The sequence below is a fragment of the Sporacetigenium mesophilum DSM 16796 genome (assembly GCF_059569055.1).
Genome location: NZ_JCANUR010000029.1, coordinates 1 through 14,844, shown reverse-complemented (window position 1 = coordinate 14,844; position 14,844 = coordinate 1). Strand labels below are relative to the sequence as shown.

Here is a 14,844-nt window from a genome sequence, read left to right as displayed (position 1 = left end):
TCAACGTGTCCTATTGTTCCTATGTTAACGTGTGGCTTGTTTCTTTCAAATTTAGCTTTAGCCATTTTAAAATTCCTCCTCTTTTAAATTATGTAAGACGAGGGTAAAACCCTCGCCATATTAATATTCACATATTTTATATATTTTAATCTATATTATTATTTTTAATTACTTACCTTCAGACATTTTTTTCGCTATGTTAGCTGGAACAGATTCATAGTGATCAAATATCATTGTATAAGTTGCACGACCTTGAGTCATAGATCTTAAGTCAGTTGAATAACCGAACATTTCTGATAATGGAACCATGGCTCTTATTATTTGAGCACCATTTCTAGCATCCATTCCTTCTATTCTTCCACGTCTTGAGTTTAAGTTACCCATAACATCACCCATGTAATCTTCTGGAGTAACAACTTCAACTTTGAAGTATGGTTCAAGAAGTGTTGCATTTGCTTTCTTCATACCGTCTTTAAACGCCATAGAAGCAGCAACCTTGAAGGCCATTTCTGAAGAGTCAACTTCATGGTATGAACCATCATATAATTCAACACCAACGTCAACAACTGGATATCCAGCAACTATACCAGAATGCATAGCTCCTTGTATACCTGCATCAATTGGTCCGATGTATTCTCTAGGTATAGAACCACCAACAGTTTTGTTAATGAATTCATATCCAGCACCAGCTTCTCTTGGATATATTCTTATCTTAACATGTCCGTATTGTCCTCTACCACCAGATTGTTTAGAGTACTTATGTTCTACATCCACTGCGTTTACTATAGTTTCTCTATAAGCAACTTGTGGAGCACCAACATTAGCTTCTACTTTAAACTCTCTTAATAATCTATCTACTATAATCTCTAAGTGTAATTCACCCATACCTGATATTATAGTTTCTCCTGTTTCCTCATCTGTTTTAACTCTGAAAGTAGGATCTTCTTCAGATAATCTTTGAAGAGCGATACCCATTTTTTCTTGAGCTGCCTTAGACTTAGGTTCTATAGCAACAGATATAACCGGCTCAGGGAATTCCATCGATTCAAGTATTATTGGATGATCAGGATGACATAAAGTATCTCCAGTTGTAGTGTCTTTAAGACCTACAGCCGCAGCTATATCACCTGCATGAACTTCTGAGATTTCTTCTCTTGAGTTAGCATGCATTTGTAGTATACGTCCTACTCTTTCTCTTTTACCTTTTGTAGAGTTCAGAACGTAAGAACCACCTGCTAATATTCCAGAGTAAACTCTGAAGAATGCTAGTTTACCAACAAATGGGTCAGCCATTATTTTAAATGCTAATGCTGAGAATGGCTCTTCATCAGATGAATGTCTTTCTGCTTCTTCACCGTCTAACAATATACCTTTTATAGCAGGTACATCTACTGGAGCTGGTAAATACTCAACAACGCCATCTAATAATAATTGAACACCTTTGTTTTTATATGCAGAACCACAGAATACTGGGTTCATTTCACAAGCTATAGTAGCATTTCTCATAGCTGTTTTTATTTCTTCATTAGTTAATTCTTCACCTTCAAGATATTTCATCATTAACTCTTCGTCAGTTTCTGCAACAGCTTCAACTAACTTTTCTCTCCACTCTTGAGCTAAATCCATCATATCTGCAGGTATATCAGTAATTTCAACTTCTTGACCTAAGTCATCTTTGTATATATCAGCCTTCATATCAAGAAGATCTATTATACCTGTGAAAGTATCTTCCTTACCTATTGGCAATTGAACAGGAACAGCGTTAGCGTTTAATCTGTCCTTCATCATTTGTACAACATTAAGGAAATCTGCTCCTAGTATATCCATTTTGTTAACAAAAGCCATTCTAGGAACATGGTAGTTGTCAGCTTGTCTCCATACGTTTTCAGATTGAGGTTCAACCCCACCTTTTGCACAGAAAACAGCAACAGCACCATCTAGAACACGAAGAGATCTTTCAACCTCAACTGTGAAGTCTACGTGTCCTGGAGTATCTATTATGTTTATTCTATGATCTTTCCATTCAGCAGTTGTAGCAGCAGAAGTTATAGTTATACCTCTTTCCTTCTCTTGCTCCATCCAGTCCATAGTAGCCCCACCTTCGTGAGTTTCTCCTATTTTATGTGTTTTACCTGTATAGAAAAGTATTCTTTCTGTAGTTGTAGTTTTCCCGGCATCTATATGTGCCATTATACCTATATTTCTCGTTCTCTCTAAAGGAAACTTTCTAGCCACGTTATCCTCCTCTCTGATACCCTTAATGATTCAGTATCATCCTACCATCTATAGTGAGCAAACGCCTTATTAGCTTCTGCCATTTTATGAGTATCTTCTTTTTTCTTAACTGAAGCACCTGTGTTATTAGCTGCGTCCATTATTTCTTTAGCTAGCTTTTCAACCATACCTTTTTCTCCACGAGCTCTTGTATAGTTAACTAACCATCTAAGACCTAAAGTTTGTCTTCTTTCTGGTCTTACTTCTATCGGAACTTGGTAGTTAGATCCACCAACTCTTCTAGCTTTAACTTCTAGAACTGGCATTATGTTGTTCATAGCCTTTTCGAATACTTCTCCGGCTTCTTCCCCAGTTCTTTCTTTTATTAATTCAAAAGCATCATAAACTATCTTTTGAGATTTTCCTCTTTTTCCATCTATCATTAAGTTATTTATTAACTTAGTAACTACCTTGCTTCCGTATACTGGATCAGGTAATACTTCTCTTATTGGTACACTACCTTTTCTTGGCATTTTGCTTCCCTCCTTAATAATTTATCTTAGATCATCGGTACTCGACAATTAAATATTGCCGTGATGCCATAAATATATCTATATATTTAAAGCACCGAAACTATTTCACTAATTATTTCTTTTTAGCAGCTTTAGGTCTCTTTGCACCGTACTTAGATCTTGATTGCATTCTCTTATCAACACCAGCTGTATCTAGTGTTCCTCTTAATATATGGTATCTAACCCCAGGAAGGTCTTTAACTCTTCCTCCTCTTATAAGAACAACGCTATGCTCTTGTAAGTTGTGTCCTTCACCTGGTATATAAGCAGAAACCTCTATACCGTTTGTTAATCTAACTCTGGCTACTTTTCTTAAAGCTGAGTTAGGTTTTTTAGGAGTTACAGTCTTAACTGAAGTACAAACTCCCCTTTTTTGTGGCGAACTCATTTTTGTGCTTTTTTTGTTTAAAGAGTTATATCCTCTTTGTAGAGCTGGAGCAGTAGATTTCTTTTCCATTGCTTCTCTACCTTTACGAACTAATTGGTTAATTGTTGGCATTAATCGCACCTCCTTCCAAAATTTTGTCTTTTTGATAGCTGCCAACTACTTCAAATACATCAACTACTTATTAGTTGACTCATTGAATTAACATAGATTATTTCTATGCTTTTCTCATCTTAGCTATTAAAGCTACTTTTAATTTTACCTTAAAGCTTGTTTCGTGCCTTTTGTTTTTAAAAACTTTAATATCTATTCAAATTCATAAAGCTTACTTATATCAAATGCTAGGAGATCTTTTTAGACCTCCTTGCATTTAAAAGTTCACTTTTAAATTTTGACACTTTAACATTTTAACACTACCAATATATAGTGTCAAGTTTTGTTTATAAATGTTGACTGGTTTATTCTTCTATTTTTTCTACAGCTATGTTTCTGTATCTTTTCATACCTGTACCAGCTGGTATTAATTTACCTATTATAACATTTTCTTTTAATCCTATTAATTTATCTTCCTTACCTTTTATAGCAGCTTCAGTTAATACTCTTGTTGTTTCTTGGAATGAAGCAGCTGATAAGAATGATTCTGTAGCAAGAGATGCTTTAGTTATACCTAGTAACACTCTTTTTGCTACTGCAGGTTTTAATTCTTTAGATACAACTTCCTCATTAGCTTTATTAAATTCAAGTACATCTGAATATCCACCAGGAAGAAGTTCCGTATCACCTGGGTCTTCAACTTTAACCTTGGATAACATTTGTCTTACTATTATCTCTAGATGCTTGTCGTTGATATCAACCCCTTGCATTCTATAAACTCTTTGTACTTCCTTAACGATATAATCTTGTACTCCACTTATACCCTTAATTCTTACTATGTCATGTGGGTTAATTGATCCTTGTGTTAATGAGTCACCAGCTTCAACATACTGGCCATGTTTCACTCTTATTCTAGACCCATATGGTATTGTATAAGTTTTTTGTTCCTCATTTTGAGGTATAACCGTTATTTCTTTTCTTTTGCCAGCTTCATCTATTTCAACTCTACCTGAAACTTCAGTTATAGTAGCAAGACCTTTTGGCTTTCTAGCTTCGAATAACTCTTCAACCCTTGGAAGACCTTGAGTTATATCTCCACCGGCAACCCCACCTGTATGGAATGTACGCATTGTAAGCTGAGTACCTGGCTCACCTATAGATTGAGCAGCTATTATACCAACCGCTTCACCTATATTAACTTCTTTTCCTGTTGCTAAGTTTCTACCATAACACTTAGAACATACTCCGTGGTTTGTCTTACAATCAAGAACAGTTCTTATTTTAACTGCCTCTATTCCTAATTTTACTATTTCTTCTGCTTGGTTTTCTTGTATCATAGAGTCTTCGGGAACTATAGTTTCTCCAGTTTCTGGATTAGTTATAGCCTCTAATGTATATCTTCCAACTATTCTATCGTAAAGTTCTTCAATAACTTCATTTCCATCTTTGAAAGCTGCTATTTCTGTATCAATATCTGTACCACAGTCTACTTCTCTTACTATAACATCTTGACTGACATCAACTAGTCTTCTTGTTAAGTAACCAGAGTCAGCTGTACGAAGTGCAGTATCGGCAAGACCTTTTCTAGCACCATGTGATGATGTAAAGTATTCTAAAACTGATAACCCTTCACGGAAGTTGGATTTAACAGGTATTTCAACTGTGTGACCTGATGCATTTGACATAAGACCACGCATACCCGCTAACTGTCTTATTTGGTTTTTACTACCTCTGGCTCCTGAATGCGCCATTATAAATATGTTATTTAATCTATCTAGTCCATCCATAAGAGCATCAGTAACTTTTTCAGTTGTTGCCGTCCAAGTTTCTATAACTCTTTCATATCTTTCTTCATCAGATATTAAACCTCTTCTATAAGCTCTTTCATACTTTTCAACTTTTTCTTCAGCTTCAGTTATGAATGCTTTCTTTGCTTCTGGTACCACCATGTCCGATACAGCAACAGTTATACCACCTTTAGTAGAGTATTTAAATCCTAAAGATTTTATATAGTCTAGAAGTATTGAAGTATCAGTATTACCATGCTTTCTAAAGCACTTGTCTATTATTTTTCCTAGGGCTTTTTTATCAGCTAAGAAGTCAACCTCTAAAGAATGTAGGTCTACACTTCTATCTACAAATCCTAAATCTTGAGGTATCTTCTCATTAAATATAAATCTACCTACTGTACTTTCTGCCAAATAAGCATTTCCATTTAAGTCCCATTTTCTTACCTTTACTTGAGCATGTATATGAACAGCCCCTGTTTGGTAAGCCATTAAAAGTTCATTGAAATCCTTAAATACCATTCCAGTACCTTTGGCACCTTCTTGAGCTTCTATAGTCATATAGTAGCTTCCTAAAACCATATCTTGAGTAGGAGTAGTTATAGGAGAACCATCTTTAGGCGCTAGTATATTGTTTGGAGAAAGCATTAAGAATCTAGCTTCTGCTTGAGCTTCTACCGATAAAGGTACGTGAACCGCCATTTGGTCACCGTCAAAGTCGGCATTGTAAGCTGTACACACAAGAGGATGCAGTTTAATTGCTTTTCCTTCTACTAGTACTGGTTCAAATGCTTGTATACCTAGTCTATGTAGAGTAGGAGCACGGTTTAGCATTACTGGGTGTCCTTTAATAACCTCTTCTAAAACATCCCAAACTTCAGGCTTAACCTTTTCTACTATAGATTTAGCACTTTTTATATTATGTGCATATCCTTGCTTAACTAGCTTATCCATAACAAATGGTTTGAATAGTTCTAGTGCCATTTTCTTTGGAAGACCACACTGATAAAACTTAAGTTCTGGTCCAACAACTATAACAGAACGTCCAGAATAGTCAACACGTTTACCAAGTAAGTTTTGACGGAAACGTCCTTGCTTACCTTTAAGCATATCCGATAATGACTTAAGCGGTCTATTACCAGGCCCAGTTACAGGTCTACCTCTTCTTCCATTATCTATCAAAGCATCAACTGCTTCTTGAAGCATTCTTTTTTCATTTCTAACTATTATGTCTGGTGCTCCAAGCTCTAGTAGTCTCTTTAATCTATTATTTCTATTTATAACTCTTCTATACAGGTCATTTAAGTCAGATGTTGCAAATCTGCCTCCATCTAATTGAACCATAGGTCTTAAATCTGGTGGTATCACAGGAATAACATCTACTATCATCCACTCAGGTTTATTTCCAGATTTTCTAAAAGCCTCTACGACTTCCAGTCTTCTTATAGTTCTTATTCTTTTTTGACCAGTACTATCTTTAAGATCCGCTCTTAACTCTTTACTTGAAGATTCTAAGTCTATTTTCTGCAGAATCTCTTTTATAGCTTCTGCACCCATTCCAACTTTAAAAGTTTCTCCGTATTTTTCAACAGCTGTTCTATATTCTTTTTCTGTCAATAGTTGCTTTTCATTTAAGCCTGTATCACCTGCATCTACAACTATATATGATGCAAAATATAATACCTTCTCTAATGATCTTGGCGACATATCAAGTAATAATCCCATTCTACTTGGTATACCTTTGAAGTACCAGATATGGGACATAGGAGCTGCAAGCTCTATGTGTCCCATTCTTTCACGTCTAACTTTAGACTTAGTTACTTCAACACCACATCTATCACAAACTACACCTTTATATCTTACTCTTCTATACTTACCGCAGTGACATTCCCAGTCTTTAGTTGGACCAAATATTCTTTCACAGAATAACCCATCTTTTTCAGGTTTTAAAGTACGGTAATTTATAGTTTCAGGTTTCTTTACCTCTCCTCTTGACCATTGTCTTATTTTTTCAGGAGACGCTAACGATATTTTTATTGATTCAAAATTGTTTAATTCAAACAAGGAGTCCTCTCCCTTCTATTTGAGATTTTGCAAAACACAAAGAACTATATTTCAAAATCATCGTCGTCGTAATTTATATCTTCATAATTAGCTTCATCATCAAGATCTATATCATCTATTTCTTCATCTTCTATATCTTCATCTTCTATGTCTTCATCTATTTCTTCGATTATAGACTCAGCTTCTAAGTCTTTATAATCTTCAAATCCCGTCATTTCAAATTCATGAGGTACATCCTCATAATCTAGAGATTCTTTGACTTCTATTTCTTTATCTTCTTCAGTTAGGATTTTAACATCTAAGCATAAACTTTGAAGTTCTTTTATTAATACCTTGAACGATTCAGGTATACCTGGTTCAGGTATATTTTCACCCTTAACTATAGATTCATAAGTTCTAACACGTCCTACAACGTCATCAGACTTAACAGTTAATATTTCTTGAAGTATATGAGCTGCACCGTATGCTTCTAGCGCCCAAACCTCCATCTCACCGAATCTCTGTCCACCAAACTGAGCTTTACCTCCTAATGGTTGTTGAGTTACTAGTGAGTATGGTCCTGTACTTCTTGCATGTAACTTATCATCAACTAGGTGATGTAGTTTTAACATGTACATGTATCCAACTGTGATCCTATTATCAAAGGTCTCTCCAGTTCTACCATCATATAAAGTCATTTTGCCATCTTCTGGATATCCAGCTTCTGTTAATGCTTTTCTTATGTCATGCTCTTTTGCACCATCAAATACTGATGTTGCAACATGCCATCCTAATGCTTTGGCAGCAAGACCTAAGTGAACTTCAAGAACCTGTCCGATGTTCATACGAGACGGTATACCTTGTGGGTTTAATACTATATCAAGTGGAGTACCATCAGGCATAAATGGCATATCTTCTTCAGGTAATATTCTAGATATAACCCCTTTATTACCATGACGCCCTGCCATCTTATCTCCTACTGTGATTTTTCTTTTCTTTGCTATATAACATCTAACTAGTTCATTTACTCCAGGAGATAAATCATCTCCATTTTCTCTAGTAAATACCTTAACATCTACTATTATGCCCGATTCACCATGAGGAACTTTTAGAGATGTATCTCTAACTTCTCTAGCTTTTTCACCGAATATTGCACGAAGTAATCTTTCTTCAGCTGTAAGTTCAGTTTCTCCTTTTGGAGTAACCTTACCTACCAATATATCTCCTGAATCAACTTCAGCACCTATTCTTATTATTCCTCTTTCGTCTAGGTTCTTTATAGCACTCTCGCCGACATTAGGTATATCCCTAGTTATTTCTTCAGGACCTAATTTAGTGTCTCTCGCTTCACTTTCATATTCTTCTATGTGTATTGTAGATAATCTATCTTCTTTAACTAGTCTTTCATTTATTAGCATAGCATCCTCGTAGTTATAACCTTCCCACGTCATAAATGCTACAAATGTATTTCTTCCTAAAGCTATTTCACCTAAGTCGGTAGATGGGCCATCAGCTATAACATCACCTTTTTGTATTATATCTCCCTTAGCAACTATTGGAGTTTGATTTATACAAGTACCTTGGTTTGAACGCTTAAACTTAAGAAGTTTATATCTATCTTTATTTCCATCTTCTCTTTTTATAATTATTTCATTTGCACTTACTCTATCAATAACCCCTGAATTCTTAGCTACTACAACAGCCCCAGAGTCTTTTGCTGCTCTATATTCTATACCAGTACCTATTACAGGAGCCTCTCTTCTAACTAGAGGAACTGCTTGACGTTGCATGTTTGCTCCCATTAGGGCACGGTTAGCATCGTCATTTTCTAAGAAAGGTATCATAGCAGTAGCTACCGATACAACTTGCTTAGGAGATATATCCATATAATCGACTAAGTTAACTGGAATAGCTTCAACTGCACCGTTTTTAGTTCTACATATAACTCTCTTGTTTACAAAGTTACCTTCTTCATCTAGCGGTTCATTTGCTTGAGCTCTTATATATATATCTTCTTCATCAGCTGTCAGATAGTCTATTTCATTTGTTACCATGCCTTTTTCCTTATCTACTCTTCTATAAGGAGACTCTATGAATCCAAATTCGTTTATTTTAGAATAAGTACTTAAAGAGTTTATAAGTCCTATGTTTGGACCTTCTGGCGTTTCTATAGGACACATTCTTCCGTAATGAGAATGATGAACGTCACGCACCTCAAATCCAGCTCTTTCTCTTGAAAGACCTCCTGGACCTAATGCAGATAATCTTCTTTTGTGAGTTAATTCAGATAGAGGATTTGTTTGATCCATAAACTGAGACAATTGTGAGCTACCAAAGAATTCTTTTATAGCTGCTGAGACAGGTCTTATATTAACTAAGGCTTGAGGAGTTATTGATTCCATATCTTGAACTGTCATTCTTTCTTTTATAACTCTCTCCATTCTAGATAGACCTATTCTCACTTGATTTTGTAGTAGTTCACCTATAGATCTTATTCTTCTATTTCCTAAGTGATCTATATCGTCAATACCACCAATTCCATGGAATATATTAAATTGGTAACTTATAGAACCTATTATGTCATCTAGTATTATATGTTTAGGAATAAGTTCTCTTATTCTAGTTTTTATAGCTTCTTTTATTTCTTCTTCATCACTATACTCATTTAATATTTCTTTTAAAGTTGGATAATGAACTTTTTCCTTTATATTTAAGTCATCTATATTAAAGCTTATATGTGCTGCTATATCTACAAAGTGGTTACCTATAACTTTTACAGGTTTTTCATCTTCAGATATTACAGTAACTACATTTATACCTGAATTTTGTATTTCTTTAGCTAATTCTAAAGATATTTTTTCTCCCTCTTTTATAAACAGTTCTCCTGTTTCTGGGTTTACTATATCCATAGCTGCTTTTTTATTCATTATTCTATAACATAAGGCTAATTTTTTGTTGAACTTATATCTACCAACCTTAGCAAGATCATATCTCTTTGCGTCGAAGAATAATGAATTTATTAAAGATGAAGCACTTTCTACTGTAGGAGGTTCACCTGGTCTTAACTTCTTATATATTTCTATAAGACCTTCTTCTGCAGTTTTAGTGTTATCTTTTTCTAAACTAGCCATTAATCTTTCATCTTCGCCTAATAAGTCTATTATCTCTGCATCACTTCCAAACCCTAAGGCTCTAAGTAGCACTGTTATAGGTTGCTTTCTAGTTCTATCAACTCTTACAGATATTATGTCGTTAGAATCTGTTTCATACTCTAACCATGCCCCTCTATTAGGTATAACTGTTGATGATATTAATCTTTTTCCTGATTTATCTATTTCTTGAGAGTAATAGACCCCAGGAGATCTTACTAACTGACTTACTATAACTCTTTCGGCTCCATTTATTACGAATGTCCCCTTTTCAGTCATTAGTGGGAAGTCTCCCATGAACACTTCTTGTTCCTTTATTTCTCCCGTTTCTTTGTTTATAAGTCTTACCTTTACCTTTAGAGGTGCGCAATATGTAGCATCTCTTTCTTTACATTCTTCTATATCGTACTTGGGCTTTTCATCTAAAGAATAATCTACGAACTCTAGAATAAGATTTCCAGTATAGTCTTCTATAGGCGAAATATCTTCAAACACTTCTTTTAACCCTTCATCTAAAAACCACTCATAAGAATCTAGTTGAAGTTCTATAAGATTTGGTACGTCAGCTATTTCTTTTATTTTAGAAAAGCTTATTCTAGTTCTTTTACCTATCGTGACAGGATGTGGCATTCACTTTTCACCTCTCAATAATTAAAAATAAAACTATTCTTTATTCCAATGCATCTAATAATTTTATCATATTTCTATATGCGATTCAAGCATAATTTCATTTTGTCAATAATATAATTTAATAAATATATGTATAATACGCACATTATTTATTATGCACAAAATAATAATCTTAAATTCCATATTTTTTAAATATAAAATAATAATTTCGTTGAATATAAAAATCAGTCAATTACTCAAGATAAATCACAATATTCTTGTAATTAAAAAAAGGTGCTAATAAGCACCTTTTTTATTATGAAACTACTTAACTTCTACTTTAGCTCCAGCAGCTTCTAATTCTTCTTTTATCTTGTCAGCTTCTTCTTTAGAAACTCCTTCTTTTAACGCCTTAGGAGCATTGTCAACTAATTCTTTAGCTTCTTTTAATCCTAATCCAGTTATTCCTCTAACAACTTTTATAACTCCAACTTTTGAAGCTCCAGCGCTTTCTAATATTACGTCGAACTCTGTTTTTTCTTCAACAGCAGCAGTAGCAGCACCAGCCATCATTACAGGAGCAGAAGCAGAAACACCGAATTTTTCTTCTGCAGCTTTAACTAATTCATTTAATTCTAAAACTTTCATATTCTCTATAGCTTCTAATATTTGTTCTATAGTCATTTTTAGCACCTCCGAAATTTATCATTTAAATTTTTTTAATAGTATAGAAGAAGTTAGCAAATTAAGCTTGTTCTTCTTGTTTCTTTATCATAGCATCTAATAAGTATGCAAAGTTTGATACTGGAGCTTTTAAGCTGCCAAGTAATTTTGCAATAAGAACTTCTCTTGATGGTATATTAGATAATTCTACTATTTGGTTTTGATCGTAGAATTCACCTTCTACAACACCCATCTTTAACTCCATCTTAGGATGAGTTTTTATGAAGTCGCTTACTATTCTTGCTGGAGCAACTGGATCTTCATATCCAAATGCTATAGCATTTGTTCCTACTAATAATTCATCATTGAATTGTTCTATACCAACTTCTTTAGCTGCTCTTCTAACTAAAGTGTTTTTGTATACTTTGTAGTCAACGCCTGCTTCTCTGAATTTATTTCTTAATTCAGTAACTTCTTCAACTGTTAAACCTTTGTAGTTTACAACTATTGCAGAAGAAGATTTTTGAAGTTTTTCAGTTATTTCTGAAACAACATGTCCTTTTGATTCCATTGCCTTTTTTAACATCCAGGTGTGCACCTCCTTCACCTATTGCGATTATATAGTCACCGTGACTTTATAAAAGCTTTTGCATATCCACTAACTGCAGACACACAAAAGCTTCTTATCTTCAAAATTCAAAGTTTTCGAATCCTCGGTAGGATATTAAGCTTATAGCACCTACTGTCTACGGTAATTATTTATTTTTAAGATTAACATCTAATATGTTATCAAATTCTACAATCTATGTCAAGACTTTTTAATTAGTCATTAACTCTAGCAGGATTCACTTTTACACCAGGTCCCATTGTAGACGCTACTGTAACAGTTCTTAGGTATTGTCCTTTTGCAGCAGATGGCTTAGCTTTTATAACTGCATCCATTAATGTTGCAAAGTTATCAGCTAATTTCTCTTTACCAAAAGAAACCTTTCCTATTGGAACGTGTATTATGTTAGTTTTATCTAATCTATATTCAACTTTACCAGCTTTTATCTCTTCTATAGCTCTAGCTACATCAAATGTAACTGTTCCTGATTTAGGGTTTGGCATTAATCCTTTAGGACCTAACACTCTACCTAATCTTCCAACTACACCCATCATATCTGGAGTAGCAACAACTATATCAAATTCGAACCAGTTTTCACCTTGTATTTTAGCAACTAATTCTTCTGCTCCTACAAAGTCTGCTCCAGCTACTTCAGCTTCTTTAGCTTTTTCACCTTTAGCAAAAACTAAAACTCTTTTAGTTTTTCCTGTTCCGTGTGGTAATACAACAGCTCCTCTAACTTGTTGATCAGCATGTCTTGAGTCAACACCTAACTTAACGTGAGCCTCTACTGTTTCATCAAATTTAGCAGTAGCTATGTTTGTAACTAATTCTAATGCTTCTGAAGCATCATATAATCTCATTCTATCTACTTGCTTTATAGCTTCTAAGTATTTTTTTGTTTTTTTAGCCATTTTAATATACCTCCTTGTGGTAATTTCGGTTTAGTACCTCCCACTTATCTATCGGGTACAAAAACATATCGTCAATTTTAAAATTAGTCTTCTACTACAACACCCATGCTTCTTGCAGTTCCAGCTATCATACTCATAGCTGCTTCAACTGTAGCTGCATTTAAGTCAGGCATTTTTAATTCAGCTATTTCTCTTACTTTAGCTGCAGATATTGTTGCAACTTTCTTTTTGTTTGGTTCTCCTGAACCTGATTCGATCCCTATAGCTTTCTTTATTAAAACTGCAGCTGGTGGAGTTTTAGTTATGAAAGTGAAAGATCTATCCTGATATACTGTTATAACAACTGGTATTATTAATCCAGCTTGATCTGCAGTTTTAGCATTAAATTCTTTACAGAATCCCATTATATTAACACCGTGTTGTCCTAATGCTGGTCCAACTGGTGGTGCTGGTGTAGCTTTTCCTGCGTTTATTTGTAATTTTATTTGACCTATAACTTTTTTAGCCATCGAGCGCACCTCCTCAAATCTATATAAATTATATTTTTTCTATTTGATTAAACTCCAATTCAGTAGGAGTCTCTCTACCACCAAACATTGATATTACAACTTTCAATTTCTTTTTTTCCAGGTTTATTTCTTGGACATTTCCCATAAACCCTTCAAAAGGACCTTCTGTAACTTTAACTGTTTCTCCTATTTCAACATTAATATTATTACTTGCTACCTTTTGAGTAGCTTTATCAATGCCCATAGATATAACTTCTTCTTCACTTAAAGGTACTGGTTTAGATCCAGGCCCTACAAAGCCTGTAACGCCTTTTGTATTTCTTACTACGTACCAAGATTCATCTGTTATTATCATCTTTAATAAAACGTAGCCTGGAAATACTTTTCTTTGTCTTATTTTTTCTTTACCACTCTTAGTAGTTTCTACAACATCTTCAGTAGGAACAACTACTTCTAATATGTAGTCTTCCATACTTCTTGTTTGTACAGCCTTTTCAATAGTAGCCTTAACTTTATTCTCATGTCCTGAATAAGTATGAGCGACATACCATCTTGGTTGTTGTAACTCTGACATATCTTATTTCTCCTTTTTATCTATTTTAGTATAAGCTTCAGTATACCTGACAGTATACTGTCTACAGCCCACACTAAGATAGTTGACAAAATACATACAGTTAAAACTACCCCTGTGCTCTTTAAAAGTTCACTCTTAGTCGGCCATGTAACTCTTTTTAGTTCTGAGTTCGTTTCTTTTACATATGTTTTGAAACTAAATCTTTCTTTTTTTGCATTCGTGTTTTGATTTGCATGGGCAGCCATTCCATACTCACATCCTTAATTAACTATTTTGTTTCTTTATGAGTAGTATGCTTTTTGCAGAATCTGCAGTATTTTTGTAATTCTATTCTATCTGGGTTGTTTTTCTTGTTTTTAGTAGTATTATAATTTCTCTGCTTACATTCTGTACATGCTAAAGTTATCTTAACTCTCATCTGCTACACCTCCAACTTCGTAATCCAATATATATTGTTAAGTCTTTTATCATCTTAGATAATTTCTTAATTTTGAATCATCACCTTGTATAAGTTATCATAAAATTGTAGGCATGTCAATGTTTTTGTTTATTATTATGTTTAAAAAAAGAGAAGGATAAACCCCTTCTCTTTTGATATCTTATTTCAGAGATAAAATCGTACTATTCCATTATAGTAGCAACAACTCCAGCTCCTACTGTTCTTCCGCCTTCTCTTATAGAGAATTTTAATCCTTCTTCTATAGCTATTGGTGATATTAATTCTA

The 14,844-nt window shown here is 34.2% G+C and carries 13 protein-coding genes and 1 other annotated feature; all 13 genes read right to left on the bottom strand.

All coding sequences use genetic code 11. The features are described 5' to 3' along the window. Nucleotides 1–168: 168 nt before the first annotated feature. Nucleotides 169–2,235: an elongation factor G gene (gene fusA, locus BS62_RS14585; RefSeq protein ID WP_496492001.1), complete on the bottom strand. Its 2,067-nt coding sequence runs from the start codon at nucleotides 2,233–2,235 to the stop codon at nucleotides 169–171. Nucleotides 2,236–2,276: 41 nt separating this feature from the next. Next, entirely contained in the window at nucleotides 2,277–2,747 is a 471-nt protein-coding gene (gene rpsG / locus BS62_RS14580; protein ID WP_496492000.1) for a 30S ribosomal protein S7, read from the bottom strand. A 112-nt stretch (nucleotides 2,748–2,859) separates the two neighbouring features. Continuing rightward, the gene (gene rpsL, locus BS62_RS14575; protein WP_496491999.1) at nucleotides 2,860–3,285 is read right to left on the bottom strand and encodes a 30S ribosomal protein S12; all 426 of its coding nucleotides are present in this window, start codon (nucleotides 3,283–3,285) and stop codon (nucleotides 2,860–2,862) included. Between the two features lie 344 nt (nucleotides 3,286–3,629). Next, nucleotides 3,630–7,115: a DNA-directed RNA polymerase subunit beta' gene (rpoC, locus tag BS62_RS14570; protein WP_496491998.1), complete on the bottom strand. Its 3,486-nt coding sequence runs from the start codon at nucleotides 7,113–7,115 to the stop codon at nucleotides 3,630–3,632. Nucleotides 7,116–7,159: 44 nt separating this feature from the next. After that, a complete protein-coding gene (rpoB, locus tag BS62_RS14565) occupies nucleotides 7,160–10,873 on the bottom strand; it encodes a DNA-directed RNA polymerase subunit beta (protein ID WP_496491997.1) in 3,714 nt (1,237 codons plus the stop codon). 303 nt (nucleotides 10,874–11,176) lie between these two features. Continuing rightward, nucleotides 11,177–11,536: a 50S ribosomal protein L7/L12 gene (rplL, locus tag BS62_RS14560; protein ID WP_496491996.1), complete on the bottom strand. Its 360-nt coding sequence runs from the start codon at nucleotides 11,534–11,536 to the stop codon at nucleotides 11,177–11,179. Between the two features lie 61 nt (nucleotides 11,537–11,597). Continuing rightward, nucleotides 11,598–12,101, bottom strand: a complete 504-nt coding sequence (rplJ, locus tag BS62_RS14555) for a 50S ribosomal protein L10 (protein WP_496491995.1) — start codon at nucleotides 12,099–12,101, stop codon at nucleotides 11,598–11,600. Nucleotides 12,102–12,143: 42 nt separating this feature from the next. Further along, nucleotides 12,144–12,285 (bottom strand) — a sequence feature (ribosomal protein L10 leader region). A 52-nt stretch (nucleotides 12,286–12,337) separates the two neighbouring features. After that, nucleotides 12,338–13,036: a 50S ribosomal protein L1 gene (gene rplA / locus BS62_RS14550; RefSeq protein WP_496491994.1), complete on the bottom strand. Its 699-nt coding sequence runs from the start codon at nucleotides 13,034–13,036 to the stop codon at nucleotides 12,338–12,340. 83 nt (nucleotides 13,037–13,119) lie between these two features. Further along, nucleotides 13,120–13,545, bottom strand: coding sequence for a 50S ribosomal protein L11 (gene rplK / locus BS62_RS14545; protein ID WP_496491993.1), 426 nt, complete (start codon nucleotides 13,543–13,545; stop codon nucleotides 13,120–13,122). A gap of 28 nt (nucleotides 13,546–13,573) precedes the next feature. Beyond that, a complete protein-coding gene (gene nusG / locus BS62_RS14540; protein ID WP_496491992.1) occupies nucleotides 13,574–14,119 on the bottom strand; it encodes a transcription termination/antitermination protein NusG in 546 nt (181 codons plus the stop codon). A 20-nt stretch (nucleotides 14,120–14,139) separates the two neighbouring features. Continuing rightward, the gene (gene secE, locus BS62_RS14535) at nucleotides 14,140–14,364 is read right to left on the bottom strand and encodes a preprotein translocase subunit SecE (RefSeq protein ID WP_496491991.1); all 225 of its coding nucleotides are present in this window, start codon (nucleotides 14,362–14,364) and stop codon (nucleotides 14,140–14,142) included. Between the two features lie 23 nt (nucleotides 14,365–14,387). Further along, nucleotides 14,388–14,537, bottom strand: a complete 150-nt coding sequence (gene rpmG / locus BS62_RS14530) for a 50S ribosomal protein L33 (protein ID WP_490142976.1) — start codon at nucleotides 14,535–14,537, stop codon at nucleotides 14,388–14,390. A gap of 203 nt (nucleotides 14,538–14,740) precedes the next feature. Continuing rightward, nucleotides 14,741–14,844: EF-Tu C-terminal domain-related protein (locus BS62_RS14525; RefSeq protein WP_496492002.1), on the bottom strand; the 104-nt coding region annotated here is incomplete at its 5' end.